This is a genomic window from Martelella sp. AMO21009 (assembly GCF_053484295.1).
Window position 1 is genome coordinate 1 of sequence record NZ_JBAKFR010000040.1, and the last position, 26,688, is coordinate 26,688.

The 26,688-nt window shown below is 61.7% G+C and carries 28 protein-coding genes and 1 tRNA gene; 11 read left to right on the plus strand and 18 right to left on the minus strand.

Features of this window, described 5'->3' with window-relative positions:
• Positions 1 to 247 precede the first annotated feature (247 nt).
• The gene (locus V6766_RS23235) at positions 248 to 643 is read right to left on the minus strand and encodes a DUF2794 domain-containing protein (protein ID WP_230719212.1); all 396 of its coding nucleotides are present in this window, start codon (positions 641 to 643) and stop codon (positions 248 to 250) included.
• Between the two features lie 236 nt (positions 644 to 879).
• Here V6766_RS23235 and V6766_RS23240 point away from each other — a divergent pair, with 236 nt between their 5' ends.
• Positions 880 to 2,031, plus strand: coding sequence for a GNAT family N-acetyltransferase (locus V6766_RS23240; RefSeq protein WP_448470650.1), 1,152 nt, complete (start codon positions 880 to 882; stop codon positions 2,029 to 2,031).
• An 8-nt stretch (positions 2,032 to 2,039) separates the two neighbouring features.
• Here the strand turns inward: V6766_RS23240 and V6766_RS23245 are convergent, their stop codons facing one another.
• The 4 genes from V6766_RS23245 to V6766_RS23260 all read right to left on the minus strand — a co-directional run bounded on the left by V6766_RS23245 (position 2,040) and on the right by V6766_RS23260 (position 5,099).
• Positions 2,040 to 2,615 (minus strand): hypothetical protein, encoded by a 576-nt coding sequence (locus V6766_RS23245; RefSeq protein WP_448470651.1) that lies wholly within the window; start codon positions 2,613 to 2,615, stop codon positions 2,040 to 2,042.
• 106 nt (positions 2,616 to 2,721) lie between these two features.
• Positions 2,722 to 3,627 carry an oxygen-dependent tRNA uridine(34) hydroxylase TrhO gene (trhO, locus tag V6766_RS23250; protein WP_448470652.1) on the minus strand — a complete coding sequence of 302 codons (906 nt, stop codon included), beginning with the start codon at positions 3,625 to 3,627 and terminating at the stop codon, positions 2,722 to 2,724.
• Positions 3,628 to 3,706: 79 nt separating this feature from the next.
• Positions 3,707 to 4,621 carry a CHAD domain-containing protein gene (locus tag V6766_RS23255; protein ID WP_448470653.1) on the minus strand — a complete coding sequence of 305 codons (915 nt, stop codon included), beginning with the start codon at positions 4,619 to 4,621 and terminating at the stop codon, positions 3,707 to 3,709.
• A 1-nt stretch (position 4,622) separates the two neighbouring features.
• Positions 4,623 to 5,099 carry a CYTH domain-containing protein gene (locus V6766_RS23260; protein WP_448470654.1) on the minus strand — a complete coding sequence of 159 codons (477 nt, stop codon included), beginning with the start codon at positions 5,097 to 5,099 and terminating at the stop codon, positions 4,623 to 4,625.
• 184 nt (positions 5,100 to 5,283) lie between these two features.
• Here V6766_RS23260 and V6766_RS23265 point away from each other — a divergent pair, with 184 nt between their 5' ends.
• The 6 genes from V6766_RS23265 to dnaJ all read left to right on the plus strand — a co-directional run bounded on the left by V6766_RS23265 (position 5,284) and on the right by dnaJ (position 11,432).
• Positions 5,284 to 5,925 carry a 2-dehydro-3-deoxy-phosphogluconate aldolase gene (locus V6766_RS23265; protein WP_448470655.1) on the plus strand — a complete coding sequence of 214 codons (642 nt, stop codon included), beginning with the start codon at positions 5,284 to 5,286 and terminating at the stop codon, positions 5,923 to 5,925.
• Positions 5,926 to 5,996: 71 nt separating this feature from the next.
• Positions 5,997 to 6,689, plus strand: coding sequence for a GNAT family N-acetyltransferase (locus tag V6766_RS23270; protein WP_448470656.1), 693 nt, complete (start codon positions 5,997 to 5,999; stop codon positions 6,687 to 6,689).
• A complete protein-coding gene (locus tag V6766_RS23275) occupies positions 6,682 to 6,897 on the plus strand; it encodes a hypothetical protein (protein WP_448432428.1) in 216 nt (71 codons plus the stop codon). Before V6766_RS23270 ends, V6766_RS23275 begins: the two co-directional genes overlap by 8 nt.
• 20 nt (positions 6,898 to 6,917) lie before the next feature.
• Positions 6,918 to 8,030, plus strand: a complete 1,113-nt coding sequence (locus tag V6766_RS23280) for an NAD(P)-dependent oxidoreductase (RefSeq protein WP_448470657.1) — start codon at positions 6,918 to 6,920, stop codon at positions 8,028 to 8,030.
• A 246-nt stretch (positions 8,031 to 8,276) separates the two neighbouring features.
• Entirely contained in the window at positions 8,277 to 10,205 is a 1,929-nt protein-coding gene (gene dnaK, locus V6766_RS23285) for a molecular chaperone DnaK (RefSeq protein WP_448470658.1), read from the plus strand.
• A gap of 81 nt (positions 10,206 to 10,286) precedes the next feature.
• Entirely contained in the window at positions 10,287 to 11,432 is a 1,146-nt protein-coding gene (gene dnaJ / locus V6766_RS23290) for a molecular chaperone DnaJ (protein ID WP_448470659.1), read from the plus strand.
• 170 nt (positions 11,433 to 11,602) lie between these two features.
• Here dnaJ and V6766_RS23295 read toward each other — a convergent pair whose 3' ends face one another.
• The 4 genes from V6766_RS23295 to V6766_RS23310 form a co-directional block, all read right to left on the minus strand.
• A complete protein-coding gene (locus V6766_RS23295; RefSeq protein ID WP_448470660.1) occupies positions 11,603 to 12,715 on the minus strand; it encodes an ABC transporter permease in 1,113 nt (370 codons plus the stop codon).
• Positions 12,716 to 12,718: 3 nt separating this feature from the next.
• Positions 12,719 to 15,490, minus strand: coding sequence for a ribosome-associated ATPase/putative transporter RbbA (rbbA, locus tag V6766_RS23300; protein ID WP_448470661.1), 2,772 nt, complete (start codon positions 15,488 to 15,490; stop codon positions 12,719 to 12,721).
• Positions 15,487 to 16,545, minus strand: coding sequence for an HlyD family secretion protein (locus V6766_RS23305; RefSeq protein WP_448470685.1), 1,059 nt, complete (start codon positions 16,543 to 16,545; stop codon positions 15,487 to 15,489). Before V6766_RS23305 ends, rbbA begins: the two co-directional genes overlap by 4 nt.
• A 480-nt stretch (positions 16,546 to 17,025) precedes the next feature.
• Positions 17,026 to 17,754 (minus strand): SIMPL domain-containing protein, encoded by a 729-nt coding sequence (locus V6766_RS23310; RefSeq protein WP_448470662.1) that lies wholly within the window; start codon positions 17,752 to 17,754, stop codon positions 17,026 to 17,028.
• Between the two features lie 162 nt (positions 17,755 to 17,916).
• Here V6766_RS23310 and V6766_RS23315 point away from each other — a divergent pair.
• A tRNA-Ile gene (locus V6766_RS23315) sits at positions 17,917 to 17,992 on the plus strand.
• Positions 17,993 to 18,020: 28 nt separating this feature from the next.
• Here the strand turns inward: V6766_RS23315 and V6766_RS23320 are convergent.
• The 6 genes from V6766_RS23320 to V6766_RS23345 are packed head-to-tail and all read right to left on the minus strand — an operon-like array spanning position 18,021 to position 22,554.
• Complete coding sequence (locus V6766_RS23320) at positions 18,021 to 19,133, minus strand: tyrosine-type recombinase/integrase (protein WP_448470663.1); 1,113 nt, start codon at positions 19,131 to 19,133, stop codon at positions 18,021 to 18,023.
• Positions 19,121 to 19,291, minus strand: a complete 171-nt coding sequence (locus tag V6766_RS23325) for a hypothetical protein (protein WP_448470664.1) — start codon at positions 19,289 to 19,291, stop codon at positions 19,121 to 19,123. The genes V6766_RS23320 and V6766_RS23325 overlap by 13 nt, the downstream gene beginning before the upstream one ends.
• Entirely contained in the window at positions 19,291 to 20,508 is a 1,218-nt protein-coding gene (locus tag V6766_RS23330) for a phage portal protein (protein ID WP_448470665.1), read from the minus strand. Before V6766_RS23330 ends, V6766_RS23325 begins: the two co-directional genes overlap by 1 nt.
• Positions 20,505 to 21,041 carry an HK97 family phage prohead protease gene (locus V6766_RS23335; RefSeq protein ID WP_448470666.1) on the minus strand — a complete coding sequence of 179 codons (537 nt, stop codon included), beginning with the start codon at positions 21,039 to 21,041 and terminating at the stop codon, positions 20,505 to 20,507. Before V6766_RS23335 ends, V6766_RS23330 begins: the two co-directional genes overlap by 4 nt.
• Positions 21,038 to 21,316, minus strand: coding sequence for a head-tail connector protein (locus V6766_RS23340; RefSeq protein WP_448470667.1), 279 nt, complete (start codon positions 21,314 to 21,316; stop codon positions 21,038 to 21,040). Before V6766_RS23340 ends, V6766_RS23335 begins: the two co-directional genes overlap by 4 nt.
• Positions 21,316 to 22,554 carry a phage major capsid protein gene (locus V6766_RS23345; protein ID WP_448470668.1) on the minus strand — a complete coding sequence of 413 codons (1,239 nt, stop codon included), beginning with the start codon at positions 22,552 to 22,554 and terminating at the stop codon, positions 21,316 to 21,318. Before V6766_RS23345 ends, V6766_RS23340 begins: the two co-directional genes overlap by 1 nt.
• On the opposite strand from V6766_RS23345, the gene V6766_RS23350 reads away from it, so the two are divergent.
• Complete coding sequence (locus V6766_RS23350) at positions 22,553 to 22,750, plus strand: hypothetical protein (protein WP_448470669.1); 198 nt, start codon at positions 22,553 to 22,555, stop codon at positions 22,748 to 22,750. The genes V6766_RS23345 and V6766_RS23350 overlap by 2 nt on opposite strands.
• 4 nt (positions 22,751 to 22,754) lie before the next feature.
• Here V6766_RS23350 and V6766_RS23355 read toward each other — a convergent pair whose 3' ends face one another.
• Together V6766_RS23355 and V6766_RS23360 are read right to left on the minus strand one after the other, a co-directional pair.
• The gene (locus tag V6766_RS23355) at positions 22,755 to 23,357 is read right to left on the minus strand and encodes a hypothetical protein (protein ID WP_448470670.1); all 603 of its coding nucleotides are present in this window, start codon (positions 23,355 to 23,357) and stop codon (positions 22,755 to 22,757) included.
• 53 nt (positions 23,358 to 23,410) lie between these two features.
• Positions 23,411 to 23,962, minus strand: a complete 552-nt coding sequence (locus V6766_RS23360) for a hypothetical protein (protein ID WP_448470671.1) — start codon at positions 23,960 to 23,962, stop codon at positions 23,411 to 23,413.
• Positions 23,963 to 24,078: 116 nt separating this feature from the next.
• Between V6766_RS23360 and V6766_RS23365 the strand changes: the two genes are divergently transcribed.
• Both V6766_RS23365 and V6766_RS23370 read left to right on the plus strand, forming a co-directional pair.
• Positions 24,079 to 24,285 (plus strand): helix-turn-helix domain-containing protein, encoded by a 207-nt coding sequence (locus tag V6766_RS23365; protein WP_448470686.1) that lies wholly within the window; start codon positions 24,079 to 24,081, stop codon positions 24,283 to 24,285.
• A gap of 2 nt (positions 24,286 to 24,287) precedes the next feature.
• Positions 24,288 to 25,130 carry a DUF4145 domain-containing protein gene (locus V6766_RS23370; RefSeq protein ID WP_448470672.1) on the plus strand — a complete coding sequence of 281 codons (843 nt, stop codon included), beginning with the start codon at positions 24,288 to 24,290 and terminating at the stop codon, positions 25,128 to 25,130.
• Here V6766_RS23370 and V6766_RS23375 read toward each other — a convergent pair.
• The gene (locus V6766_RS23375) at positions 25,057 to 26,679 is read right to left on the minus strand and encodes a terminase large subunit (protein ID WP_448470673.1); all 1,623 of its coding nucleotides are present in this window, start codon (positions 26,677 to 26,679) and stop codon (positions 25,057 to 25,059) included. The two genes, V6766_RS23370 and V6766_RS23375, sit on opposite strands and share 74 nt — an antisense overlap.
• Between the last annotated feature and the right edge of the window lie 9 nt (positions 26,680 to 26,688).

The following is a 26,688-nucleotide window of genomic DNA, read 5'->3' on the forward strand; positions in this document are numbered from 1 at the left end:
GCGCAGATCCAACAAACAATGCTCGGACTTGATCCGAGCATCCAGGCGGCTTAAGTCTCTGAATTTTCAAGGATTTATAACAAAGACTTTGCCAGTCTGCCTGGATCCTCGGGTCGAGCCCGAGGATGACCCAGAGTGTGGGAGACGTTTGTCAGCAAACTGAGCCCTCATTTTTTGGAAGACCTTTCCTTTTTGCGGGTCTCATCCCCAGCTACGCCCCGGCGGACGGCGGAGCATCAGTCAGAGGCTACTTCTCCACCAGCTTCAAATTCCGGTCGAAGACCTTCAGCACCTGTTTCAGGTCGTGGCCGCGCTTGAGCACCATGCCGGCGGTGTTGGTGACCGAGAAGGCGCCCTGGCGGGCGGCGAGTTTCGGGTTTTTCTCGATCCGGTAGAGTGGCATTTCGCCTGCGCGCTTGAAGACCGAGAACACCGCCTTGTCCTTCAGGTGGTCCAGCGCATAGTCGCGCCACTCGCCCTCGCCCACCATGCGGCCGTAGATCCAGAGGATCGCGTCCAGTTCGCGCCGGTGGAAGGTCACCGGCAGGGGCTCGGCCTTCTGGCCGGCGCGATATTGGCTGAGCTCCACCACATTGGCGTTGGCGGCAGCCCGGCCGCGTTGCGTTTCCGGCTTGTCAGCCATGGCGTCTCCGCTTCGCAAACATGACACTTACACGACAGTCTGCCCGTATCGGCCAAAATTGCAAGGCCGGTGTGGCGTGAGAGTAGCCAACGCTTTGTTAACCGAAACCGGTTATCCCTTGTTAAGTGCGTTTGTAAGAGTTCAGTATCCATGCGTTCAGGCCCCCCAGAGCTGCCCGTCTTGCCGGACATGCCGTGCGCATCGCGCTTCGGCCGCCGGCCGAAAGGGGCGCGGCCATGAGCATAATTCGCAAGGACCTTGGCCAACGCCCGCCGGCCCGCCTCAAATCCAAGCTCTCCGTCGTCCAGCCCGGCAAGGCGGTTCCCGATATCCGCCTCGAGGTTCGAAGCGGCGGCGAATTCTCGCTCTATTCGCAGGCTCCGGATCATATGGAACCAGCCATGGACCGGCTGGCCGAGAGCGCGATCGAGCGCAACATCTTCCAGACCCCGGCCTTCCTGCTGCCGGCGCTCGGCGAGCGCCATTCGCTGCTGAGGGTCGCGCTGATGGAAGACGGCGACAGTGATGACAATCTAACCGCACTGATGACCTTTTCGGTGCGCGGCAACGGCTCGCACCTGCTCGCCCACGCAATCGGCGATATCGGCTATCACGCCCCGCTGATCTCGCGCCACCGGCCGATGGCGACGCTCGATCAGTTGTTCGAGGCGCTCGCCGGTTCGCTGGTCAACCTGCCGGGCATTGCCGTGTTTCCGCATCTGCTTGCCGATGGCGCGTTCATGCGCTTCGCCCGCGCCGTGGCCGCCGCCCGCGGCCTTGCCTTCCGGGTCACCCATGCCCGCCGGCGACGCGCGCTGTCGGGTCCGATCAACCCCGCTGGCGCGGCGCTGACGCCCGGCGAGCGCGAGGCCTGGCAGGCCAATCTTGCAAAATGGGAAGCACTGAATGCGCGCGGCAAGATCGGCTACCACATCGCCCGCAACCCATCCGAAACGGCGCTGATGCTGGATGAGCTGTCAGCGCTCACGACGACGGTCGCGGAAGACCGGTCCCGATTTGCGGCGCTGCTGCCCACGGCCAAGAAGCTTGGCCGCAACGACCAGCTTCGCATCCACGCGCTCTATCTTTCGGGCGAGATGATTGCGGCGGCGATCCAGCCGGTCACGGCCGGCGAAGCCTGGATCTGGCAGGTCTTCGTGCGGCCCGACATGGAACAGGAAGCGGTCGACGAGCAGCTGATCATGCGGCTGACGGAATGGAACACCCGCGACGCCAATATCGCGGTCACCCGCGCGGCCCCCGGCGTCGGGCCGTATCTCGCCGAGCGGTTCTGGCCGGTCGAGGAAGGCTATGCCACGCTGATGGTGGCGATCCGTCCCGGCATGGAACGCGCCATCGACGCGCTGGCCCGCGAGCACCGGGACTGAAGCAAGCCTCAGGAACAGCGCTTCAGGCGCGATTCTTCCGGCCGGTTCATCAGCGCGAAAATATCGATATCGGAAAGCAGCGGGTGGAATTCCTCGCCGGAATCGGCCCTGATCAGCACATCGAGCGGCACCACGGGGGCCACCATCGGACCGTTCCAGCAGGTGGAATCGAGGTCGACCTCGAAGCCCGGCTTGGCGCTGCCGGCGCCGCGCGCGGCCGCCATCTGCTCCTGCTGGTCGCGCAGGCGCAGCGCATCGGCGGGCGCCAGTCTCAACAGGGTCACCACCTGCCCCGGCTTGCGGAATTCGGCAACCGCCGCATCGACCTTCTCGGAATCGGCATTCACCAGCGTGTAATCCTGGCTGATATCGCCGCCCGCGCCGCGCTGATAGACGGTCAGCTCGACCTCTCCCTTCGGCAGGCGAAATTCCTCCGGGGCCAGAACCGCGATCCGGAGCGAAGCGGGATTGGCGGCGATCGGCGTGGGGATCGGCTCGGAGGCGCCCGGCAGGAACGAGAATGTCGAACAGGCGGAAAGCAGCACTGCTGCCGAAACTGCCAGGGATTTTGCCAGAAAACGCATGATGCCGACCGTCTTGCTTGTTTGTTGAGGCGAAGCTAACCAATCATGATTAAAGACGGGTAAATTCAGAGTCGGCGCAGTGCCTGCCCACAGTGCCTGACGGGCCCTACGCCCCGAGATGACGCTCGCCGCGGGCTTTCGCCAGCGCGATTTGGTGCTGGCGTTCGCGAAAGCGGGCGCGGTCGGTCTCCGAATAGCTGTCGGCGCAATGCGGGCAGGAAACGCCTTCCTCGTAGTCGGCGGAAAGCTTGTCCTCGGGCGTCACCGGATGGCGGCAGGCATGGCAGAGTTCGTGCTCGCCCTCTTTCAGGCCGTGGGTCACGGAGACGCGCTCGTCGAACACGAAGCAGGCGCCGTCCCAGAGGCTTTCCTCTTCCGGCACTTCCTCGAGATATTTCAGGATGCCGCCCTTCAGATGGTAGACCTCGTCGAAGCCCTGCTCCTTCATGAAGGCGGTTGCCTTTTCGCAGCGTATGCCGCCGGTGCAGTACATCGCAATCTTCGGCTTGTTGTGGAGGCCCTGGTTTTCGGCGACCCAGCGGGGAAACTCGCGGAAGGTCTTGGTCTTCGGGTCGACGGCGCCGCGGAAGATGCCGATCGCGGTCTCGTAATCATTGCGGGTGTCGATCACGATCGTGTCCGGATCGGAAATCAGGTCGTTCCAGTCCTTCGGCTCGACATAGGTGCCGACCGTCTTCAGGGGGTCGATATTGTCGACGCCCATGGTGACGATTTCCTTCTTCAGCCGCACCTTCATGCGGTTGAACGGCATCTTCGAAGCGTGGCTTTCCTTGTGCTCCATGCCGGCAAGCTCGGGCCGGGCGCGGATGAAGGCGAGCACGTTGGCGATGCCCTCAGGCGTGCCCGCGATCGTGCCGTTAATGCCTTCATGGGCGAGAAGCAGCGTGCCCTTGACGCCGTTCTCGTCGGCTGCGGCCTGAAGCGGCGCGCGGAACGATTCATAATCGGCGAAGCGGGCAAAATGATAAAGAGCTGCGACCAGATAGGACATGGCCTGTCTCCGCGTTACGTTTTCAATCGGCAGGGGCGTGTTTGCGGCCAATACACCCATTGCTGAGGCTTTGCAATTGTCAGCCTTCGCCGCGCGCGACGCGCTTGCGCCAGAGCGTCTTGATAATCGCGCTCTCGATTTCCGCCTCGTCGTCGAACACCTTGCGGGCGTTCTTCACCGCCCGGCGACGCAACCGCGCCCTTTGCGCGATCGCTTCCTCGCGGCAGATCCGGTGGGTCTTTTCAGACAGTGCCGGCGCGTCCGGGCCGTCAAGCAGCGCGATCATCACGCTGAGGTCGTGCTCGTGGCCAATGAGATCGGCAAGCGCCTTGGCGTCGGCGCGTTTGGCCTTCAGCGCCGTCGGCCAGATATCGGCGACAAGCGCGCAGAACATCCAGTAGATCTGCGCCTCCTTGCGCAAATCGTGGAAATGCTCGTCTGTCGCCTCGGCCCGGACCGCCATGATGGCGACATGGGCGGAGGCAAGCTGCTTGCGCCAGGCCTTGGCGATCGCCTTTTCCGGCGATTTCCCGTCGAAATCCTGGTTCTCGACCGCAGCGATGGCCTCCCGGCAGACGTCGATCGCCGCCTTCGCCTTCTTCTGCAGCGCATCCTCGGAAACCGCCCTGGCATCGCGCCGCACGATCAGCGCCGCCTCGAGCCGGGCCAGCGCCATGTCGACCTTTCCTTCGGCCGCATTCAGCCTGAGATAGCGGACGCATTCGATCAGCGCGGCGGCGTCCCGGTCGGCCGAGAGGGAATTCGCCAGATCGCGGATGCGGGCATTTTCCGCTTTCGCGAAATCCTTCGCGGCGGGGCGGACCAGCCGGTAGAGGCCGCGCACCCGCTTGAACTTCTTGCGGGCGTCGTGAACCGCTTCATGGACGCCGTTCGGCTGCTTCTTCAGGGCGCGGATCGCATCTTCGAACTGGGAGACGGCGACTTTCCGGACGGCGGCGTCGAACGGGCGATCGGGATCGAGCGAGAATGCCATATCAGTCTGCCTCCTCAGGATGCCGGCCGGTTTCCGAAAGCGTCTGGTTCAGATAGCGCGGGTCACCGGTCACCTCGCGGCCGAGCCAATCGGGAAGCGGTGGCGTGGCGGTCTCATCGGGAAGTTCCACCTCCGCCACCACGAGGCCCGCGAGATCGCCATGATAGACATCGATTTCCCAGACATATCCGCCGTCGGCGAGACAGTAGCGTGTCTTGTCGATGACGGCACCCAGCGCATGGCTCACAAGTTCCAGCGCATCGGCAAGCGGGATGTCATATTCATATTCATCGCGGCTGAGCGCGGCGCCGCCGAACTTCATCGTCAGCCGTGCGCGGCCGCCATCGAAGATGCGCACTCGCGCCGAGCGTTGCGGGCCGCTCATCAGATAGGCCTGGGTCAGGCGGACGCCCTTTTCCGCGCCATCCTTCCAGCCGTCGCCATCGACCAGAAACTTGCGCTCGATTTCCTTGGCCATGATCGTTCTCCCGGACGCTTTCAGCCCTGCCTCTGGCGGTCATGCCGCCGTGACGAAATTCCCTTATGAAGATCACTGCGCCCACAGGCAATGGGCAGCAAAGAATAACCCGGTTCCGGGGCTCGACTTGCCGGCTTTGCCGGGGTATCCCATGGACAATATCAACTAGGAAAGCGGTGCGAGAATGGAAGCGAAAACCGAAACCCTCCTCAAGGCGCTCACCGCGCAGCCGGTGATCCCGGTGATGATCGTCGAATCCGTCGAACATGCCGTGCCGCTGGCGCGCGCGCTGGTGGAAGGCGGGCTCAAGACGCTGGAAATCACGCTTCGTACCGATGCCGCGCTCGACGCCATCAAGGCGATGACCGACGAGATCGAAGGGGCCGTGATCGGCGCCGGCACCATCCTTTCGGCGCGCGATTATGCCGCAGCCGAAAAGGCGGGCGCCGAGTTCATCGTCTCGCCCGGCATCAACGGCGATATTCTCGATGCCGCAGACGACAGCGACGTGCCGCTGCTGCCGGGCACGGCGACAGCCAGCGAGGTGCTGTCGCTGCGCGAGGAAGGCTACCGGGTGATGAAGTTCTTCCCCGCCGAACAGGCCGGCGGCGCGCCCTATCTGAAGGCGCTCTCCTCGCCGATCCCCGATGTCATGTTCTGCCCGACCGGCGGCGTTTCGCTCCAGAATGCGCCGGATTACCTGAAACTGCCCAACGTCATCTGCGTCGGCGGCTCCTGGGTAGCGCCGAAGGACATGGTCGCGCGCGGCGACTGGGACGGCATCCGCAAGCTTGCCGAAGAGGCCTGCGCGACGCTGAAGGCCTAGGCCCTCGCTATTTCAAGGTGTTGAGGACCCCGGCCTTTCGTCGGGGTCTTTCCGATTGCAAAGGTATTGCGATGCAGGATCTGACGAATTTCGCGCCACGCGAGCGTCCGCAGCCGATCGTCGCCGCAGGCGCGAGCGTGATTGTCGAGCCTTATGATGGCGCACGTCACGCCGTTGAACTCTGGGAAGGGCTCGGCGGGGCGGCGGACGCGATCAACGACCTTCTCAAGTATTTCCCGAACGGGCAGTTTGCCGATGCTTCGGATTTTCGCGCCTGGCTCGACCGCGAGAATGCCTCGGGCAGCTATGTCACCCGGGTCTTCCGCTCGGCTGAAACCGGCAAGCTGGTCGGCATGGCAAGCTATATGCGGCTTGACGAGAAGAACGGCGTGATCGAGGTCGGCGCGGTGGCGCATGGCCCGGCAATGCAGCGCTCGACCATGGCGACCGAGGTTCACTACCTGATGGCACGCCACATCTTCGACGATCTCGGCTATCGCCGCTATGAGTGGAAGCTCAACAACGAGAACGAAAAGAGCCATGCCAGCGCGAAGCGGCTCGGCTTTACCTATGAGGGCACCTTCCGCAACCACATGGTCGCCAAGGGCCGGAACCGCGACACCGCCTGGTATGCGATGATCGACAGCGAATGGCCGGCGCGCAAGGCGGCCTTCGAAGCGTTTCTGGCGCCGGAAAACTTCACCGCCGACGGCAGGCAGATCCGCACGCTTGCCGAAATCCGGGAGGCAGGCGCGCATGGCTGATCAACCCACCGGCAACCGCTCCACGATCATCGCCGCGGCGCTGATCTTTTTCGGCCTGCTGATCGGCGGCTATTTCCTGCCCGACGCGGTCAATTATCTCGCGCAATACTCCGTCTGGCTCGCGGTCGCCGTCGGGATCGCCTTCGTCCTGGCGGTTTTTCTGGTATTCTGGCTGCGCGGCCGCTATCAGAAGCGCCACGGACGATAGCGCTGAAAGAAACGAACCGAATGACTGAAATCACGCCGACATGGGCGAAGGCCCATATGCCGCGCACTGCACGCGCGGTTGAAAACCTGCCCGACATGACCGGAATCCGGCTGGCGATGAGCATGCATCTCGACATGAAGATGCTGCCGCTGGTGGAAGGGCTTGCGGGCCGCGGCGCGGCGCTGTTCATAACCACCTGCAACCCGGCGACCGTGCGCAACGAGGTTGTCGACGCGATGCGCGCCGCCGGCGCGCGGGTCGATGCCTACAGGAACATGCCGGAGGAGGACTGGCGCGCGGCGATCCGCGCCGGGCTAGAATGGGGTCCGACCCATCTCAGCGAAATGGGCGCGGATTTTACCCATATGCTGCTCAGCGAAGGGATGGAGATGCCGCCGATCAAAGCCGGGCTGGAGGCCACGGGCTCCGGCATCAACCGGCTTCAGGGCGCGCTGCCGCCATGGCCGATCTTCAACTGGGACGATCTCCCGGTGAAGGAAGGGCTGCACAACCGCCACATGGTGGGGCTCACCACCTGGAACGCCTTCTTCACCCGCACGCTGTTGAGCCTGCATGAAAAGACCGTGCTGGTGGTCGGCTACGGCTCCGTCGGCCAAGGGCTCGCCGCCAGCGCGCGGGCCTTCGGCGGCACGGTGATGGTGGCCGAGATCGACCCGGCGCGGGTTCTGCAGGCGCGCTATGACGGCTTTTTGGCCGGATCGGTCGAGGCGCTTGCGCCGCTCGCCGATGTGATCGTCACCGGAACCGGCGGTCATCATGTCGTGCCATATTCCGTGATCCAGCGCCTGAAGGACGGCAGCTTCCTGCTCAATGCCGGCCACCGCATCGACGAGATCGAACTGGCGCCGCTCGCAGACCTGCCGCAAACCAGGGCCCTGCCCGCTGTCACGACCTACCGCCTCGCCTCGGAAAACTGCATCCATCTGTTCGTCGACGGCGCGATGGCCAATCTCGTTGGCGGCGAGGGCGACAGCCTGAATGCGTTCGACATGACGCTCGCGGTGATGGCCGAGGGCATCGGCCATATCGTCGGCGATGGCGCTTCCGCGGCGAGCGGCGTGCACCTGCTGCCGCGCACGGTCTGGGAACGCGCCTGCCCGTCTGCATCATGAGCGTCACGGAATCGATATTTCCGGCTCGTGCGCACCGGCCGGGCAATCCGCGATCACGTGTAAAATTTGGTCATAAATGGCGTTTTAAGCCGCCCACAGCGCCTTGCAGAGCGTTTTGGCGCTTATTATATACCGATCACAACGGCGTTATCGCCGCCCTGGAAATCAAATCAAGACCATGCTCAAGGGGCCGTCAAGGAATGCCTGAAGGGTTCGGATGGCCTGCTTAAAAGGAGAGAAAATAAAATGGCTAAAGTAATTGGTATCGACCTGGGAACCACCAACTCCTGCATCGCCATCATGGATGGCAAGGATGCGAAGGTGATCGAAAACGCCGAAGGCGCGCGCACGACGCCGTCGATGGTGGCCTTTTCCGAAGATGGCGAGCGCCTTGTCGGCCAGCCCGCCAAGCGTCAGGCCGTCACCAACCCCACCAACACGCTGTTCGCGGTGAAGCGCCTGATCGGCCGCCGCTACGAAGACCCGACCGTGACCAAGGACAAGGGCCTCGTTCCCTTCGAAATCGTCAAGGGCGACAATGGCGACGCGTGGGTAAAAGCCAACGGCAAATCCTATTCTCCCTCGCAGGTCTCGGCCATGGTCCTTCAGAAGATGAAGGAAACCGCCGAAGCCTATCTCGGCGAAAAGGTCGAGCAGGCCGTCATCACGGTTCCGGCCTACTTCAACGACGCCCAGCGCCAGGCCACCAAGGACGCCGGCAAGATCGCCGGTCTTGAAGTCCTGCGCATCATCAACGAGCCGACCGCTGCCGCGCTCGCCTACGGCCTCGACAAGAACGAAGGCAAGACCATCGCCGTCTACGACCTTGGCGGCGGCACTTTCGACGTGTCGATCCTCGAAATCGGCGACGGCGTCTTCGAGGTGAAGTCGACCAATGGCGACACCTTCCTCGGCGGTGAAGACTTCGACATGCGTCTCGTCGAATACCTTGCCGACGAGTTCAAGAAGGAAAACGGCATCGACCTGCGCTCCGACAAGCTTGCCCTGCAGCGCCTGAAGGAAGCCGCCGAAAAGGCAAAGATCGAGCTGTCGTCCTCGTCGCAGACCGAGATCAACCTGCCGTTCATCACGGCGGATGCGACCGGTCCGAAGCACCTGACGCTGAAGCTGACCCGCGCCAAGTTCGAAAGCCTTGTCGACGATCTCGTCAAGCGCACGGTCGGCCCCTGCAAGGCTGCCCTCAAGGATGCCGGCGTTTCGGCGAGCGAGATCGACGAAGTCGTTCTCGTCGGCGGCATGAGCCGCATGCCGAAGGTTCAGGAAACCGTCAAGCAGCTGTTCGGCAAGGACCCGCACAAGGGCGTGAACCCGGATGAAGTCGTGGCCCTTGGCGCGGCGATCCAGGGCGGCGTTCTGCAGGGCGACGTCAAGGACGTTCTGCTGCTCGACGTCACCCCGCTGTCGCTCGGCATCGAAACGCTCGGCGGCGTGTTCACCCGTCTGATCGACCGCAACACCACGATCCCGACCAAGAAGAGCCAGACCTTCTCGACGGCCGAAGACAACCAGTCCGCCGTGACCATCCGGGTCTTCCAGGGCGAGCGCGAAATGGCCGCCGACAACAAGATGCTCGGCCAGTTCGACCTCGTCGGCATTCCGCCGGCCCCGCGTGGCGTGCCGCAGATCGAAGTCACCTTCGACATCGACGCCAACGGCATCGTCAACGTCTCGGCCAAGGACAAGGGCACCGGCAAGGAGCACCAGATCCGCATCCAGGCATCGGGTGGTCTCTCCGACGCCGACATCGAGCAGATGGTCAAGGACGCCGAAAGCCATGCCGAGGAAGACAAGAAGCGCCGTGCGGCCGTCGAGGCCAAGAACCAGGCCGAGAGCCTGATCCACTCCACCGAGCAGTCGCTCAAGGAGCATGGCGACAAGGTTTCCGAGGATGACCGCAATGCCATCCAGACCGCGATCGACGAGCTGAAGACCGCCGTGGCCGCCGAAGAGCCGAATGCCGATGACATTCAGGCCAAGACCCAGACGCTGATGGAAGTCTCCATGAAGCTCGGTCAGGCGATCTACGAGGCCCAGCAGTCCGATGAAGAAGCCCAGGCTTCCGCAGACGCGGCGCGCGATGCCAAGTCCGACGATGTGGTCGACGCCGAATTCGAAGACGTCAGCGACGATGACGACAAGAAGAAATCGGCCTGATCTTTCGATCGGATAGGACCTGAATGATTCCGGCCGTCCCAGGACGGCCGGTCACTCTTTTTCAAGAGGTATTGCATCTCCATGGCAAAAGCGGATTTTTACGAGACACTCGGCGTCGGTCGCTCGGCCGACGAAAAGGAGCTGAAGAGCGCCTTCCGCAAGCTTGCGATGAAGTATCACCCCGACCGCAATCCGGACAACGCTGAAGCCGAGAAGAAATTCAAGGAAGTCAACGAAGCCTATGAAACCCTGAAGGACCCGCAGAAGCGGGCCGCCTATGACCGCTTCGGCCATGCCGCCTTCGAAAACGGCGGACCGGGCGCCGGCGGTTTCGGCGGCGGCGCGCAGGGCTTCGGCGGCGCGGGCGGTTTCTCGGATATCTTCGAGGATATTTTTGGCGAAATGATGGGCGGGGCCCGCGGTCGCCGCCAGCCTAACGGCCGCGAACGCGGCGCCGATCTGCGCTACAATATGGAAATCAGCCTTGATGAGGCCTTCCACGGCAAGACGGCGCAGATCCGTGTGCCGAGTTCGGTCGTATGCGACGAATGCTCCGGCTCGGGCGCAAAGCCCGGCTCGACGCCGACCACCTGCGGCACCTGTCACGGCGCGGGGCGCGTGCGTGCCGCCCAGGGCTTCTTCTCGGTCGAGCGCACCTGCCCGACCTGCCACGGTCGCGGCGAGATCATCTCCGACCCCTGCCCCAAATGCCGGGGCGAGGGCCGCAAGGTCGAGGAGCGTTCGCTTTCGGTGAACATTCCGGCCGGCATCGAGGATGGCACCCGCATCCGCCTTCAGGGCGAGGGCGAAGCTGGCCTGCGCGGCGGACCGTCAGGCGATCTCTACATCTTCCTCTCAGTCAAGCCGCATCCGTTCTTCCAGCGCGACGGCGCGGACCTGCACTGCTCCGTGCCGATCTCGATGACCCAGGCAGCGCTCGGCGGCAAGTTCGAGGTGACCACGCTCGACGGCGCGAAATCGCGCGTCGCGGTTCCCGAAGGCACCCAGGCCGGCAAGCAGTTCCGCCTGAAGGGCAAGGGCATGCCGGTGCTACGCTCCTCGCATCGCGGCGACCTCTACATCCAGGTCCGCGTCGAAACCCCGCAGAAGCTCACCAAGCGCCAGCGCGAACTGCTGCAGGAATTCGAGGAACTTTCGTCGAAAGAAAACAACCCGGAATCCAACGGGTTCTTCTCCAAGATGAAGGACTTTTTCGGGACCGAGTGAGCCCCTTTCCGAAGTCGAAGACAGCGATGCGGCGCCCTCTTCCGCCGCATCGCAAGCTTTCGCCAAGAGTTCGAAACCGGACGCGTTCCTTCAGATGTTCGAGCGCGCCGTCCCTCTTTCCGTATAGAGCCCCTCAGGCGAGGACAGAGCAACAACGGCCAACGGATACTCTATTGCAGAAAGCCGCGGAAGCGCCGTAGCGCGATGGCGAAGAGCGCCAGTCCGAGCGCCGCCAACCAGACGAATTGCGGCCAGACGACATCAAACCCCGCGCCGCGAAACAGGATGGCCTGCGACAGCGTCACATAATGGGTATTGGGCGCCAGCAGCATGATGTCCTGAATGAATTGCGGCATGCTTTCGCGCGGCGTCATTCCGCCGGAAAGAATCTGCAACGGCATCAGCACCAGCATCAGCAGCAGGCCGAACTGCGGCATCGAGCCCGCCACGGTTGCCAGGAAAATACCGAGCGAGCACATCGAAAACAGCATCAGCGCGCTGCCGGCAATGAACAGCGGCATGGAACCGTTGACCGGCACGCCGAGAATGCCTTCGACCACGATCACGAGCGAAAGCGCAGAAGCGACGAGGACGACGAGGCCGATCGACCAGATCTTGCTGAGCACGATTTCAAGCGCGGTAACCGGCATGACCAGAAGGTGCTCGATCGTGCCATGCTCGCGCTCGCGGATCAGCGCCGCGCCAGACAGGATCATCGACAGCATTGTGATGTTGGTGATGATGTTGATGATCGAGCCGAACCACATCTCGCTGAGCTGCGGATTGTAACGGGCGCGGATATCGAGAGAGACCGGAATTTCGCTGCCGTCGGGAAAGCGGTTCAGATATTCGCTGACGGTGTTGTCGATAATCTGCTGAATATCGTTGTTGCCGGTGAAGGCCTGCGTCATGCGCGTGGCGTCGATATTGAGCTGCAGTTCCGGCTTCCGCCCGGCCAGCACGTCCCGTTCGAAATTCGCCGGAATATCGAGCACGAAGGTCGACGTTCCGGTATCCAGCCGGGCATCCATCTCGGCGGTGGTAATGATTTCCGGCTCGATGAAATAGGGGGGATAGAAGGCATCGATGATGCGGTGCGACAGCGCCGAGCGATCCTCGTCGACAACCGCGATGGCCGCGCGGTTGAGCGTTTCCGGCATGGCGGAGGATTCCATGTAGATGGAAAGCGAGAAGGCGTAGATGATGAGAATGAGCATCAGCGTGTCACGGCCAAGTCCCCGCAATTCCTTGATGCCGAGCTGGAGGATATTGGAAAACCGCATCACCTACCTCGCCTGCTTGCCGAGCAGCAGCGTGCTGGCGACGGTCAGAACCGGAATGGCGATGAGAAGCGGCACGAAGGCGGATTGCAGCTCGGCAAAGCCGAGCGCCTTGGTGAAGGCGCCGCGCGATATCGTCACGAAATAGGTGGCCGGGTAGACATTGCCGATCATGGCGCCGAAGCCTTGAAGCGCGCTGACCGGATCGATAAGGCCGGAATACTGGATCGCCGGAATGAGTGTAAGAAGAGCTGTGGCGAAAAGGGCCGCGATCTGGCTGCTGGTAAAGGTCGACACCAGAAGGCCCATGCCGGTGGAAATGACAACGTAAAGCAGGGCCGCCGCCGAGAAGGCCAGCAAGCTGCCGGTAAACGGCACCTGAAACACCATCAGCGAAGTTGCCAACAGCAGGACGAAATTGAACATGGCAAGCACGATATAGGGCACCTGCTTGCCGATCAGAAATTCCAGCCTGGTCGTCGGCGTGACATAGAAATTGACGATGGAACCAAGTTCCTTTTCCCGTACGACGGAGAGCGTCGTGAGAATGGCGGGAATGAGCATCAACAGCAGCGGAATGACCGCCGGCGCCATGGCGACGAGGCTGCGAATATCGGGGTTGTAGCGATAGCGCGCTGCGACCGAATAGGCCGGATCGGCCGCCCCTGCCCCGTAGACTTCCTCGATCTTGCGGGTGAGCCATGCGGCATAAACGCCCTGGATATAGCCTCTGGCCGAAGACGCCCGCTGCGGCATCGAGCCGTCCAGCCAGACGCCGATCTCGACATCCCGGCCCCGCGCGAGGTCGGCGGCGAAATTCGGCGGAATTTCGATGGCGAAACTGATTTCCCCGTCGCGCATGCGCCCGTCCATATCGGCATAATCGACAAGCGGGGCCTTCTCGTCGAAATAACGCGACCCGGAAATATCGAGCGTAAGGTCCCGGCTTGTTGCGGTTTGATCGCGGTCGAGCGTGGCATAGCTCAGGTTTTCGATGTCGAGATTGATGCCGTAGCCGATCACCAGCAGCAGAATGACGCTGCCGATGATCGCCATCGCCGCGCGGATCGGATCTCGGCGCAGTTCCAGCATCTCGCGCCAGGAGTAAGCCATCATCCGGCGAAAATCGAAATGGCGCTTCAGCGCCCTTTCGGCGCCCCGCTCGTCGGCGTCATCCGCTTCGGCAATTTCGGCGACCACCGGGGTTTCCGTCTCGTCGCCGCTATCCGTCACCGCTTCCAGATGGCCGATGAAGGCCTCCTCGAGCGTTGCCTTTCCGCTTGCGGCGATAATGGCGGCCGGGCTGTCGCTTGCCAGCACCTTGCCGGCATGCATCAGCGAAATCCGATCGCAGCGCGCCGCTTCGTTCATGAAGTGGGTGGAGACGAAGATCGTGACGTTGTCGATGCGCGAAAGCGCGATCAGCATGCGCCAGAAGTCGTCGCGCGCCACCGGATCGACGCCGGACGTCGGCTCGTCCAGGATCAGGATGTCCGGGCCATGGATCATCGCGACCGCCAGCGACAGGCGCTGGCGGATGCCGAGCGGCAGCGCGTCCGGCAGGCCGTCGGCGACGTCGGCGAGATCGAACCGCGCGATCATCTCGGCAACGCGCGGTTCGATCGTCTGCTCCGGCAACCTGTAGAGCCGCGCATGCAAATAAAGGTTCTGCCGCACGGTGAGTTCGGCATAGAGCGAGAAGGACTGCGACATATAGCCGACCCGCCGGCGCACGTCGATATTGCCGGGATCGACCGGCTGGCCGAACAGCTTCGCCTTGCCGTCGCTCGCATCCAGAAGCCCGGTCAGCATTTTCATGGTGGTGGTCTTGCCGCAGCCATTCGAGCCGAGAAAGCCGAAAATCTCGCCCCGGCGAATGCGGAAGCTGACATCGTCGACGGCGGTGAAATCGCCGAACCGCTTGCTCAGATGCTCGGCTTCGATGGCATAGTCACCGGCATCGTCGCCCTCGCGCGCGGTAATTTCCAGCGGCTCGCGGTCGCCGCGGGCGGTTTCCGGCAGCAGCGCCACGAAGGCCTCATCGAGATTGTCGGTGGCGGTCGCATGCAGAAGTTCGGCCGGGCTTCCCGTGGCAAGAACGCTGCCGTCATTCATCGCCGCAAGCCAGTCAAATCGCGCGGCTTCTTCCATATAGGCAGTCGCGACGATGACGCTCATGCCGGGGCGTGCGGCGCGGATATTCTCGATCAGGCTCCAGAACTGCCGCCGGGACAAGGGATCGACGCCGGTCGTGGGCTCGTCGAGAACCAGAAGGTCCGGATCGTGGATGAGCGCGCAGCAAAGCCCGAGCTTCTGCTTCATGCCGCCCGAGAGCTTGCCGGCCGGTCTGTCCGCAAAAGGCAGCAGTCCCGTGCTCTTCAGCAACGTCTCGATGCGCCGTCGGCGTTCGCTGTGGGCGTGGCCGAACAGACGGCCGAAGAAATCGATGTTCTCGTAGACGGACAGCGTGGCGTAGAGGTTGCGGCCAAGCCCCTGCGGCATGTAGGCGATGCGCGGGCAGACGGCGCGGCGGTGCCCGTCGTCCGAGATATCGCCGTCAAGCACCTTCACCGTGCCGCTTTGCACTTCACGCGCGCCGGCAACCAGCGACAGCAGGCTCGACTTGCCGACGCCGTCCGGACCGATCAGGCCGGCCATGCAACCGGCGGGGATATCAAGCGAGATATCCTTCAGCGCCGTCGTCTTTCGATAAAGCAGGCTGACGCCCTGAAGGCTGGCGACTGTGGCGACGCCATCCTGCTCACCGGCAGCGTTCATCGGGCGAGATTTCCTTCAAGCGCATCGGGCCACGCGGCATCGGGATCATAACGCACATAGGCGACGCCGGGCAGCCCGGTCTTGACGAGGTCGACATGCTTGCGCAACAGGTCCGGGTCGATACGCGCCTTGACCCGGAACATCAGCTTCTGGCGCTCCTCTTCGGTCTCGACGGTCTTCGGCGTGAACTGGGCGACATCGGAAACGTAGGAAATGCTGGCGGGTATGGTGAATTGCGGCGCGGCATCGAGCACCAGGCGGGTTTCGGCGCCGATTGCCGTCAGGCCCGCCTGTTCCGTGGGCAGGAAGAAATTCATATAGACATCGGTCAGATCGACGATGTTGAGAATACGACCGCCAGCGGCAACGATTTCGCCCGGCTGGGCGACGAGATACTGCACGCGTCCGGGACGCGGCGCGGTCAGGGTGCTGTCATCGATGATCGACTGGATATAGTCTATACTGGCCTGAGCCGCATCGATTGCCGCCTCCGCCTTCGCAAGCTGAACTTCGGCGGTGCTGACGGCTGCGCTTGCGGCGGCGGACGAAGCCTCGCCGGCGGCCATGGCGGCCTTCGCCTGCAATGCGGCCGCCTCGGCATCCTCAAGCGCCTGTCGTGAGGACACATTGGTCTGCACCAGTCTCTGCATGCGCGCATAGGTGGCTTCGGCGGAATCGAGCAGGGCCTTGCGCTGTTCGACAACCGCTTCGGCGGCCCGTTTTTCCGCCTTCGCCTGTTCTATCGTGGCATTGGCCGCGTCCACGCCGCTGCGGGCGCTGCGCAGATTGGCCTCGGCCTCGCGTTTCTGCGCCTCGAGCTGTCTGGTGTCCATCTGCACCAGTTTCTCGCCGGCCTGGATGAGATCGCCCTCGTTGACGAAAATCTCGCTGATCCGTCCGGCGGACTTGGCGGAGATATCAATCTCCGTCGCCTCGATACGACCGTTCCCGCTGGCAATTCCTTCAGGAAGCGTATCGCCGTTGAGATTGCGCCATGCGGCGTAGCCGCCCGCCGCAACGGCAACGAGGACGATAATCGCGACCCATTTACCCAACCCTGTCCGCACTCTGACATCCTCATTCCGACGTGGTACATAAACTGCCGAACGCAATCACGCTTTCCACCCTAGAGGCCGGAACAATCATGACAATGCGGCATATCGCCCTCGCGCTTTCCGAAGCCGGCCTACAAGTATCACGCGACGCGCACGAATGTTATTGGCTGCAGCAAAAATTTTGGCGCGGTCAAAGCCCGCGTCAGGTCTCGCTTCAACTCACGGCGAGGCGGAAGGCAACAATACCGGCAGATATCCGCGCCCGTTCGGCAACCGGCAAGGCCGCGCTCCGGTCGCTTGCAGGCTGGTACAGTCATCATATCGCCGCGGGAAAATATCGCGCCGTCAGCGGCGCGCTGCAGACAGGACGGGCCGCCGGAAGATCGCCGGAGCGGCAAGACAGGAAAGAAGGCTTCCTTGACACGCAGCGCCGGCATGCCCGGTCCGGCGCGAACGCGCCGGACCGGGCCGGAGCCGACTCTACTGCTCGATCGCCAGCGTCATGTTGACGGTGATGTTGTAGGTGTTTTCGCCGGCCGCGATCGGCGGGGCGCCCTCGGCTTTCGCCATCATCACGTCGGCACGCATCATCATCGGCCGCGGCATCGAGCTCTGCTCGGAGATCGACATCACCTTGCCGAGCGTCACGCCGGCAGCCTCGGCCAGCGTTTCGGCCTTGGCGAGCGCATTGGCCACGGCCTCGCGCCGGGCCTCGTCTTCCGCGGCGGAAGGATCGCTGTTGGAAAACGAAATCCCGCCGCCGGAATTGACCCCGAGCTTGACCGCCTGATCGAGCACGGCGGAGAGCTTCGAGAGATCGCGCACCCGGACATTGAGGCCGTTCTGGACCTCGTAGCCGACGATCTCGCTGGTCATCGACCCGTCATCGGCCTTGACCTGCTGATAGCGCGGGCTGACCGAGAAATTGCTGGTCTGGACGTCCTTGTCGGCGATTCCGTTCTGCTTCAGCGCGTCGATCACCTTCTGCATGGCGGCCGAATTGTCCGAAAGCGCGGTCGCCGTGTCATCAGCCTGGCTGACGACCGAAAGCGAGACGGTGGCCATGTCGGGCACCAGCGTGGCATCGCCATCGGCGGAAACATTGATGACGGCCGGCGGCGCGGCGCCATCCGCAAGGGCTGCCGTGCCGGCAAGCGGGAGCGCGAAAAGCAGGCCCGCGGCGGCGAGACGAACGGGTAATGTGGCCATGGATATCCCTCCTTGAAATGATGTCCCTTCCTCTTGGCCGGCAATTGTGAAGCCAATGCGGCGGGAACTTGCGATGCCCATGAATTTGGAGTAGTCGGAGGGTCCGCGCAAGGAGCCATTGCCGACGCGGCCCGTTCCAGCCCATCTCGGCTACGGACAGGGGGGCCTGTAGCTCAATGGTTAGAGCCGGCGGCTCATAACCGCTTGGTTGGGGGTTCGAGTCCCTCCAGGCCCACCAATCATCTTATTTAATCCTTTAATTTCAATTACTTACGTTCTTTTTTGGCGAACCTTGTAGGTAGGTTCACCAATGTTTGTTCGCGATTTGGCCGGGATATCAGTTTGTCAAACGCCGCGTCTGCCAACCCTTCCCGAGTCGCCGCATCGGTATATCGCTGCACTTCGGAGAGCGTTTTGTGCCCGGTGACCGCCATTATTTCGTGGGCGCTCGCCCCAGCCTCGGCCAAACGACGCGCACACGCCTTTCGCAGGCCATGGGATGAGCAAGCCGAAAGACCGGCTGCATCGCACCAATCTCGCATGATGTTTCCCAAGCCATCGGCAGATCTCGGTTTTCCATAGGCAGTGGCAAGAAACGGCCGGTCGCCCGGGCAGGTCGCCAGCACTTCGGCCAAATCCGGATGCAGCGGAATGGATATCAAAACGCCATTGCTCTTGATGGTTTTCTGGCGGCGATACTCGAAGCGATCGCCCTCCGGCGTCTGCTTGATGTTCCATGCCCCCAGCTTGACGGCATCTACCCGCGCCGCGCCGGTATAGAGCATGATGGTCACCGCCGTGTGCGCCATTGTTCCCGGCTCATGCACCTCGAAGAAACGGGCAATCTCTCCCTCGTCCCAGGTATGGAAACCGCCGCCCTCCATTTTGTAGGGCTTCACCAATCGAGCCGGATTTGCCTTGATCCAGTCGAGCGCTATCGCGTGGTCAAGAAGCTGAATAAGCCTCTTGCGCAAATTGTTCGCCGCCGCTGGCGTGTCTGACTTCTCCGCCAGAATTTTCATGACGTGCCGGCGCTCAAGCCTGTTCACAGGTTTGTCGCCGTGCTTCTCGCGGAATGGTTCGATGTGCCCGCGATAGGTTGTCTTTGTGCTGTCAGCGAGAGCCTTCCATACCGGAGATTTGTAAAAGGCAACGACAAGATCGTTGACGCTGCCGGGTATTGTTCGGTCAGCCCCGATTGGGCTGCGGATTGACTTCACCGCCATCTCATAGCGCTGAATGAAATCCTCCGACCCATAGTCGGTGCCAAGCTCGATTGACCGGCCGCCTTTGCGATAGCGCCAGCGCCGCTTTCCGTGTCTGTCAAAATAGGGAGTAGCACCCGGATATTTCCGGCTGGAGGCTTTCACTCGTCCCACGGGTTCACCTCCTTCTCTCCGACCTTCTGAGTGATGATGATGACATGTCCGTTGCGGGGGTCAATCTCGATCCGGGATATGCTCACACCAGCGGCAACCACGCCTTTGACATAGCGCGTAAGGTCAGCCTGCTTGATGGATGCAGCCCGGTTCGCCACTAGTCGTCCCCTTCGCCTTCAGGCCGCGCGCCCAGCGTCGTCATGTTCAGCGGCGAAAGGTATTCGCTGCCGCCGTCGATTTCGGACATGTTCTCCAGGCCGCGAATTTCGTTCGGAGAAAGCCAGCCCCATTCCCGGCCCACGCGATACGCCTCATAGCGGGCCTTCATGTCGCCCCGAAGCAGTCCGGCAAGGTCATGTTCAACGAACAGTGCCCGGCGACTGTTCGCCGTCAGAAAGGCCGTGTTCATCGCCTGCTCGAAACGTCGCGCCAGCGGTGACAGGCAGCGGACAACGAAAGCCCGGCTTTCCTGATCGATGTTCGAATAGGTCGCATTGTCGGTGATCCCGGCAACGGATGGCGGCACGTTGTAGCCTCGGCAAATATCGAGGTTTGAAAGCTTCATGCGCTCGATAAACTCGGCATCCTTTGCCGACATCGACATTGACTTGAATTCAACGCCGCCGTCGAGAACGTGAACACCCGAAGTGGCGTTGTTCTCCTCGATCTTCTGGCGAAGCTTGTCGAGGACGTCGGTTTTCTTGTCCGTAGGGATCGCGTTCGGGAAGGTGAAAACGCCTTCCATACGGTAGCTTTTTGAAGCCTGCTTTGCCGCCGCGTCCTGCTGGGATAGCGCCAGGTTGAAAGACTCCCGCATGATCTGGATCGGCGAAAGCCCCATCACGCCGTCGCGGCCGAGCCGGTAGCGCACATGAAGCATTTCTTCCTGCAGGTAGACGCGGACGCCACGGCGCTCTGTCACCCGATACCGAAGCCGCCCGCTTTCAAGCTGCTCGACCGCGACCGCCCCAGGGTCAAGCGGATAGAGCGCCATAACCTGCCCCCGGTTGTTCCGGGTGATGCGGGCATATGCGTTGCCGTGGATAAGCAGAGAGGCAATCAGATATTCCCGCGCCTCGAAAGCCGTCTGCGTCTCATTCGGCTGATCGTGAAGCACCAGGTAAAGCGGGTGATCGGTCGCCCGCTCCCGCCCGCCATTTGCCGAACGGCGATAGAGGTTCAGCGGCATCGAGGCCAGCGTTTGCGTGATCACCGAAATACAGGCATGAGCGACGGCCTGTCCGGAAGCGCGGGTAGGATCGACATATCCGCCGACGCCACCGCGAAGGCCGAAGAACTCGGCAATATAGGGATCATCGCTCTTGATCGTGCTGGCGCGCTTTTCGCCGCCGAAGATGCTGGGAAAGAATTTCATCGGCCAAGCTCCAGAAGGCGAAGGCTGCGCGCGGCATAGGCCTTGAAGGCGTTGCCGGTCTGGCGCATCCGGGCGTTGATCACTGTGCCGTCATAGGCGGGCCATGCCAGAACAACGGAAATTTCGAAGAGTTCGACGGATCGCAGCTCGCGACGGTCGCCGCTGCGATCCTCATCAAGCGCCGCAAACCCGAAGCTCATGCCGCCAAGGTCGCCACGCTCTGCCAGCGCCAACACGTCGCGGCCCGCCTGCGTGTCGGGAATGTCGAGGTCAAAGGCGAGGCCGCGCGTATCTTCGGAAAGCCGCAGCGAGCGAGAACGGGTCCGTGCCAGCACCCGGCCCGGATCGTGATCGACAAGGGCGAGAACATCGTTGCCGTCGCGAAGCGAAGCGGCGAACGCGCCAGGCGCGATGGTTTCGGTGAAGCTGCCGCCGATGACAGCGGGATTGTTGAAGGTCGCGGCGTAGCCCTCGAGCCTGCGCCCCTTGGCGCGGATTTCGGCGGCAAGCCCGCGCTTTTCGAAGTCCATCATGCGAAATTCTCCCGATACGGGGCAATCAGCCGGTCAACGCCGAAGGGGATGCGCCGCAAGGCCTCATCCGTTGTCGCTTCCCGGTTTGCATAGAAGTGGCCGACCAGAAGCAACACCGCCAGGTCGAGCGGTTCGGGCAAGGGATCGGCGCTCATGTCCACGCCGATCGATGTCAGGTGCGCGCCCGCCGCCGCAATGAAACGCTCAATCACGGCGTCGTCGTCATCGAAGTCAACGCGGCAATGCGCCTTTGCGTCAGCGAGCGTCACCATCATCAGATCTCCGCGAAGGCGAAGGCTTCGGGGTGGCGAACCACCACGTCAGCGTCGAGGAAGGCGTGGAGCAGGGCACCGCCATTGCTGGCCACGTCCGGGTGATAGGGGTTGATCAGGATATCCACCGCTGACCAGTAGCCGATATAAAGCTCGCCCCACTGACCATAGATCAGCGCCGACTTGTCTTCCGTTTCGCCGATATCGTCGGGCACCTGCGTGGAAACCTCGACGCGGCCGTTATGGAAAAGCTCGGCCTGGGAGAAGGTGTGGCCGTCGCCATCCTTCAGTTTCCGGCAAGCCTTGATCACCGTGGGGTTTGTCAGGAAAGCCGCCGTGCCGGTCACGTCGTCCTGTTCAAGCTCGGCAATCAGGTTGGCCGTGGTATCGGAGAAGGCCACTTCCGTTTCCACAGTGGGAATGTCCGCCGTTTCGAGAAGCCCGAGCGGCTGATTATCCGTCCCGGTCCCGGCGATGGCGGCAAGGTCAAGGCCCTGTGCCAGCATCAGGCCCAGGTCGCGGCGAAGAATGGTTTCCATCGCTTCATTGCTCTGAAGCATCAGGCGCCGCGTGAGGCCATATTCGCCGGTGATCGTGTTCGGCGCCATCGACACCTTGCCGAAGGTGACAGAGGAACGGGTGGCATTGCCGCCTTCCGCCACCCACGAGGTGGAACCGGAACCGATCATGTTCGGCAGGTCCAGAAAGCCCGTCAGGCCGCGCAGCACGGTTGCACCCATGCTTTCCACCTTGAGCGAAGGTCGGAACCGATCCGCCACCCGGCCAAGCTGGGTTGCGACGGTGTAGCCGCCGGCTGCTGCCGTACCTACGCTTTGGTCGCGGGTCTCGATCGTGCCCATCAGCACGTCGGAAGGCACCGCCAGGTGAATGCCCGAAGCGCCGGAACGATTTTCCCGACCGCGTGTAAGCTCCTGATGCACTTCCGCCTCGCGGCCGGTCAAACGCCCCGAGAGCGCGCCGGAGATGGCGGCGGCCAGCGAGTAGTTGCGAAGCTCCCGCGAGAGCTCACGATTGTCGTTGACCGGATCGGCGTTTTCTTCCCGCTCGAAAGCGGCCATGCGTTCTTCACGAACAATCTGGCGGTCGATATCCTCGACCTCCGTTTCCAGCGCCTTGAAGCGCTGCTCTTCGTTTTCCTCCAGCTTGTCTTTCGCATGGAGGCTGCGCATTTCGGCCACTTTCCCGGCCCGCTTCTCGCGCAATTCAATCAGCTTTTTCATGTCTTTCTCCGACTGGTGGAAATTCACGTTCGGAGGAAATCAAGCGTATGCGTTGGTTTTGTCGTTTCGCCACATGGCGGAATTGAAATGCCAGCTTGCGCCCCTTGACCGGTTCCTTTGTGCCCCGCGCCCCGGAGAGGCGCTTTCCTTTTTCGGCTGGCTGGCGCAGCCGTTGCTTGATGGCGCGGGGAATTAAAATCCTATGTCGGCCTAAGTGCCTCGATTCGCTTCACGCACTCCGCCCCCTTTTCGGAAGGCCCGTGCTGGGTTGCTTTCATGATGTCGCAGAGGAACCCCAAAGCGCTGAATGGGATGGAGGCCGACCTCGAAAAGAACGGATTGGGGTCAACGAAAACTCGCTCAAGCTCCGACACGTCTTCCATCGACGGAAGTCGGAACTCCAAAATCCCGGCCCCTTTCGGAAGATCAACGTCGATGCCCAGGCGGTTCTCGAAGACGGTGATCCTCACATCGTCCCACTCGTCATCGGACAAATGCCCAGCAGAGGCAGCTCCAAACAGATCGGAAAGCAAATCGATCGCCTTGAGCCGACCGACATTTGTCTGGCAGGAAAGGCGACCATAGATGCTAACCATCTCAGCAGAAGTACGAATGACCGGCTTCAACGCCACCGCCAACAAAAGACTGGCTACGTGACGCCCATTCACATGCGCGATGGCTCTCCCTTTGCTTATCGGCAAGGTGCCGGCATCGATCAAAGCGCGCGCATAGGCGTTGACGGTCTTTTGTTCGACCATCGTCACTGTGGATATCGCTTCGACCATTTGAGAAACCGACGCCATGTCTCGCCCTTTCGATTTGGTTTTACATAAACCAAATCGAAATAGCAAGATTTTTATCGTATACCCATTCTCGGCGCACTGCCGCGCCGTACCCGTGGCACACCCCGCCTGCGAGATATCATCCGAAACGCCTCATATTTGCCGCTCCGGTCAAACCCATAGTGATGGTGCCATTCCTGCGGACCTCTGTCGGAGGTTCGGTCTTTCCGCGATTGATCAAGCCCTTCCGTCCAGCCGCAAAGCGGCTCGTCTTCATCGCCGTTTTGCTCCAGGTCGTAATCGGCATACATCCCCATATTTCCGGTTGCCGTCCAACCCAGCCACGCCTCATCGTCGCCGCCGTCTTCCCAGTCCGCATTATCCTGCTCTCGTTCATCGTCGCAGGACATGACGTTGTTCAACGGATGATCGCCGCAAAACTGGCGCTGGTTCGGCCAGCCATTGACCGGCTCTGCCATTCCATCATCCTCGGCGTTCTCATCGCCGTCATAATCGTCGAGCAGCGAAACAAGGTGCTCGATTGTCTGCTCGATCCGCTTCCGCAGCTCCGGCGTCAGCTCCAGAATGCGGACAAAGTTCTCCTGTTCGCCAAAATGAGTGCTCATCGGCGTTGCTCCATTGTCTGAATTATGAAATCAGTGCATTGTTACGATATCCGCACATCGTCAGTGCGTCAATACGAAATCGGTACAATGTTATGATATTGCCTATTCAATGCAAAATGGCCCGCGCCGCCGTCGGCTGGGGCGTCCGCGATCTTGCCAAACAAGCAAGCGTGTCCGTCGATACTGTTTCAAGGTTTGAGCGGGGAGATGACTTGCTTCCGCGAACAATTGAAGCTTTGCAATCAGCGTTCGAACGTGCTGGTGTGATTTTCGTGGAAGCAAACGGGGAAGGGCCCGGGGTGCGCCTTCAGAAGAGGTTGTGACTATGGTTGGAACTATTCCGCCTAGCGTTAAAGAACGAGGTTTTACCTGTCCGTTTTGCGGCATAAACACCGTCCATACGTGGCATCAAACCTATGCCGGAAGCTTAGGGATCAAAACTCCCACCAAATCCGAGATTTTCGATTTGGCTATGGGGGAAGCCATAACGACGTCCCCGACAGAGCTCGTCGAAATACAAAAAAGGCTTGTTGACGGAGATATCCGGATTGAGCGGAAGTATACAACTCAGAAGAGTTTAAGAGTTCACAATCTGTTTTTAGAGAGGTGCCATCATTGTGGGGGCGTTTCGGTATGGAAGTACGACGTCATGCTCTATCCCTCCGAGCAGGAAATCGCCCCCAATATAGACCTTTCTGAGGGCATCAAGCGCACATTCATAGAAGCATCTCGATGTTTGAGCGCCTCCCCTCGAGCTTCTGCAGCACTTGCTCGATTAGCTCTGCAAGAACTATGCATTGAATTGGGTTGTAGTCCAAAGAAAAAACTTGACGCTCAAATTGGCGAACTCGTTAGCAGAGGCCTTCCTGAAAAAATACAAAAAATGTTAGATGGGGTCCGAGTAGTTGGCAACAATGCTGTGCATCCTGGGCAACTAGATCTTCGCGACGATAGACAAACTGCTAAATTTCTCCTCGTTTGCATCAACCGCATCGTCGAAAAAATGATTACTGAGGAGCGTGAGGCCGAAGAATTATATGCTCTACTGCCCGAAAACACAAAAGCGAGCATTGAGCGCCGCGACGGCAAGAATACTAAACCATTAGCTCCATCAGACACGCCGGAAGCGCCTCCGGCTCGTGACGCCCCGAAACCTGAAGGGCCATAGCCAGCGCCACGAGGCCGTCAATGCGCCCCGTGGCTTTGTCCTTATCCAGCTTGCGTGAACCGGCTGCGTCGCGCGTTATGACGGCATTGGCGGCGCACATGTTCAGCACCGGGTTGCCGCCGTGTGCCAGCATCTTTTCCGCCACATGCCTTTCCAGCGTATCGACGGCGGGCGACATATCCCGATAGCCCTGCCCGAACGGCTCCAGCGGGATCGTCGCGCCGAACAGCGCCAGTTCCCGTTTCAAATCCTCGATGCGCCAGCGGTCGTAGGCCACCGCCTTCAGATCATATTCGCTCGCCGCCTCGATCATCGATTGAGCGACAAAGCTGGGATCGATCGTCGCCCCGGGTATCAGCGTGATATGGCCCTGTCTGGCCCACAGATCGTAAGGGACGCGATCCTCGTTCGAGCGCTCGGCAATGTTCGCCTCCGGCATGAAGAAGCGGCAGAGCACGTCAAAGCCAGTCTCACCGGGGAAAACCAGCACAAAGGCCGTCAGGTCGCGCGCGCCGGACAGGTCAAGCCCGCCATAGCACTCGCGCCCCTTGAGAGCGGCAAGGTCCGGCGCGGCATTGCAGCGGTCCCATTCGGCCTTGTGAATGAAGCGCGCGACGGCGGAAACGCGCTGATTGAGGATCAGGTTGCGGAAGGCCGATTCCTTCGAGGGCACCAGCCGCGCCTGGCTGGCCTGGCGCTGCACATCTTCGAGGCTGCGAAAGTCGTCCAGGGCCGGGTTTGCCAGCGCCCAGGTATCCGGGTCGAACGGATCGGCGTCGGCTGGCGCGGTATAGAGCGTCAGGTGAAAGCTCGGATCCTCGACATCGCCGGCATTGACCTGATTGCCGTAATCGATGAGCTCGGAGAAAACATGATGGTCGGCGGCCGCCTGCGTTGAAATGCACATCATCAGCGGATTGTCACGCGCGCCCATCGCGGTATCGAGCGCGTCGAAAAGATCGCGGTTCGGCGCGCTGCCAAGCTCATCATAGACCACGAAGGACGGCGACAGGCCCATTTTCGAACCGGCATCGGCAGAGAGCGCCGCGTAGATCGATCCCTCGCCACGCCCTTCCAGGACCTCGATTTGCTTGTTGAAGCGGATGACGTTCGCGCGGTCTTCAAGCTCGGGGTGGGCGGCGAGGATGGCAACCATTTCCTGAAACAGCTTCGCCGCCTGGTCGCGCGTCAGCGCCGCCGAATAGACCTCGCCGCGCGGCTCGGCCTCCGGCCCCATCAGGTGGCAAAGGGCGAGCCCCGCGGCAAGCTGGGTCTTGCCGTTCTTGCGCGCCATGGAAAGCACCGCCGTGCGCACCGGCCTGCGCCCGTTTTCATCCTCGGCATAGACGGCCTCAATGAAATCGCGTTGCCAGTCGCGCAGCGTCATCGTCGTGCCCGCGAGCTTGCCCGCCGTGATCGGCAAATCTTCCAGAAAGGCAATAACGCGCTCGGCCCGAGAAAGCCCTTCGACCTCCCACGGCTTCACCGCCCGTTCGTCAATCTGGCCTCGCTTCGATACCGCTTTCGAGCCAATCCCACGCTTGCCCATTCCTGTAAC

Excerpts from the sequence above, each read along its gene's own strand:
- V6766_RS23235 (WP_230719212.1), bottom strand. The coding sequence starts at position 643 with ATGGCTGACAAGCCGGAAACGCAACGCGGCCGGGCTGCCGCCAACGCC.
- V6766_RS23240 (WP_448470650.1), top strand. The coding sequence starts at position 880 with ATGAGCATAATTCGCAAGGACCTTGGCCAACGCCCGCCGGCCCGCCTC.
- V6766_RS23245 (WP_448470651.1), bottom strand. The coding sequence starts at position 2,615 with ATGCGTTTTCTGGCAAAATCCCTGGCAGTTTCGGCAGCAGTGCTGCTT.
- trhO (WP_448470652.1), bottom strand. The coding sequence starts at position 3,627 with ATGTCCTATCTGGTCGCAGCTCTTTATCATTTTGCCCGCTTCGCCGAT.
- V6766_RS23255 (WP_448470653.1), bottom strand. The coding sequence starts at position 4,621 with ATGGCATTCTCGCTCGATCCCGATCGCCCGTTCGACGCCGCCGTCCGG.
- V6766_RS23260 (WP_448470654.1), bottom strand. The coding sequence starts at position 5,099 with ATGGCCAAGGAAATCGAGCGCAAGTTTCTGGTCGATGGCGACGGCTGG.
- V6766_RS23265 (WP_448470655.1), top strand. The coding sequence starts at position 5,284 with ATGGAAGCGAAAACCGAAACCCTCCTCAAGGCGCTCACCGCGCAGCCG.
- V6766_RS23270 (WP_448470656.1), top strand. The coding sequence starts at position 5,997 with ATGCAGGATCTGACGAATTTCGCGCCACGCGAGCGTCCGCAGCCGATC.
- V6766_RS23275 (WP_448432428.1), top strand. The coding sequence starts at position 6,682 with ATGGCTGATCAACCCACCGGCAACCGCTCCACGATCATCGCCGCGGCG.
- V6766_RS23280 (WP_448470657.1), top strand. The coding sequence starts at position 6,918 with ATGACTGAAATCACGCCGACATGGGCGAAGGCCCATATGCCGCGCACT.
- dnaK (WP_448470658.1), top strand. The coding sequence starts at position 8,277 with ATGGCTAAAGTAATTGGTATCGACCTGGGAACCACCAACTCCTGCATC.
- dnaJ (WP_448470659.1), top strand. The coding sequence starts at position 10,287 with ATGGCAAAAGCGGATTTTTACGAGACACTCGGCGTCGGTCGCTCGGCC.
- V6766_RS23295 (WP_448470660.1), bottom strand. The coding sequence starts at position 12,715 with ATGCGGTTTTCCAATATCCTCCAGCTCGGCATCAAGGAATTGCGGGGA.
- rbbA (WP_448470661.1), bottom strand. The coding sequence starts at position 15,490 with ATGAACGCTGCCGGTGAGCAGGATGGCGTCGCCACAGTCGCCAGCCTT.
- V6766_RS23310 (WP_448470662.1), bottom strand. The coding sequence starts at position 17,754 with ATGGCCACATTACCCGTTCGTCTCGCCGCCGCGGGCCTGCTTTTCGCG.
- V6766_RS23330 (WP_448470665.1), bottom strand. The coding sequence starts at position 20,508 with ATGAAATTCTTTCCCAGCATCTTCGGCGGCGAAAAGCGCGCCAGCACG.
- V6766_RS23335 (WP_448470666.1), bottom strand. The coding sequence starts at position 21,041 with ATGATGGACTTCGAAAAGCGCGGGCTTGCCGCCGAAATCCGCGCCAAG.
- V6766_RS23340 (WP_448470667.1), bottom strand. The coding sequence starts at position 21,316 with ATGATGGTGACGCTCGCTGACGCAAAGGCGCATTGCCGCGTTGACTTC.
- V6766_RS23350 (WP_448470669.1), top strand. The coding sequence starts at position 22,553 with ATGTCTTTCTCCGACTGGTGGAAATTCACGTTCGGAGGAAATCAAGCG.
- V6766_RS23345 (WP_448470668.1), bottom strand. The coding sequence starts at position 22,554 with ATGAAAAAGCTGATTGAATTGCGCGAGAAGCGGGCCGGGAAAGTGGCC.
- V6766_RS23355 (WP_448470670.1), bottom strand. The coding sequence starts at position 23,357 with ATGGCGTCGGTTTCTCAAATGGTCGAAGCGATATCCACAGTGACGATG.
- V6766_RS23360 (WP_448470671.1), bottom strand. The coding sequence starts at position 23,962 with ATGAGCACTCATTTTGGCGAACAGGAGAACTTTGTCCGCATTCTGGAG.
- V6766_RS23365 (WP_448470686.1), top strand. The coding sequence starts at position 24,079 with ATGGCCCGCGCCGCCGTCGGCTGGGGCGTCCGCGATCTTGCCAAACAA.
- V6766_RS23370 (WP_448470672.1), top strand. The coding sequence starts at position 24,288 with ATGGTTGGAACTATTCCGCCTAGCGTTAAAGAACGAGGTTTTACCTGT.
- V6766_RS23375 (WP_448470673.1), bottom strand. The coding sequence starts at position 26,679 with ATGGGCAAGCGTGGGATTGGCTCGAAAGCGGTATCGAAGCGAGGCCAG.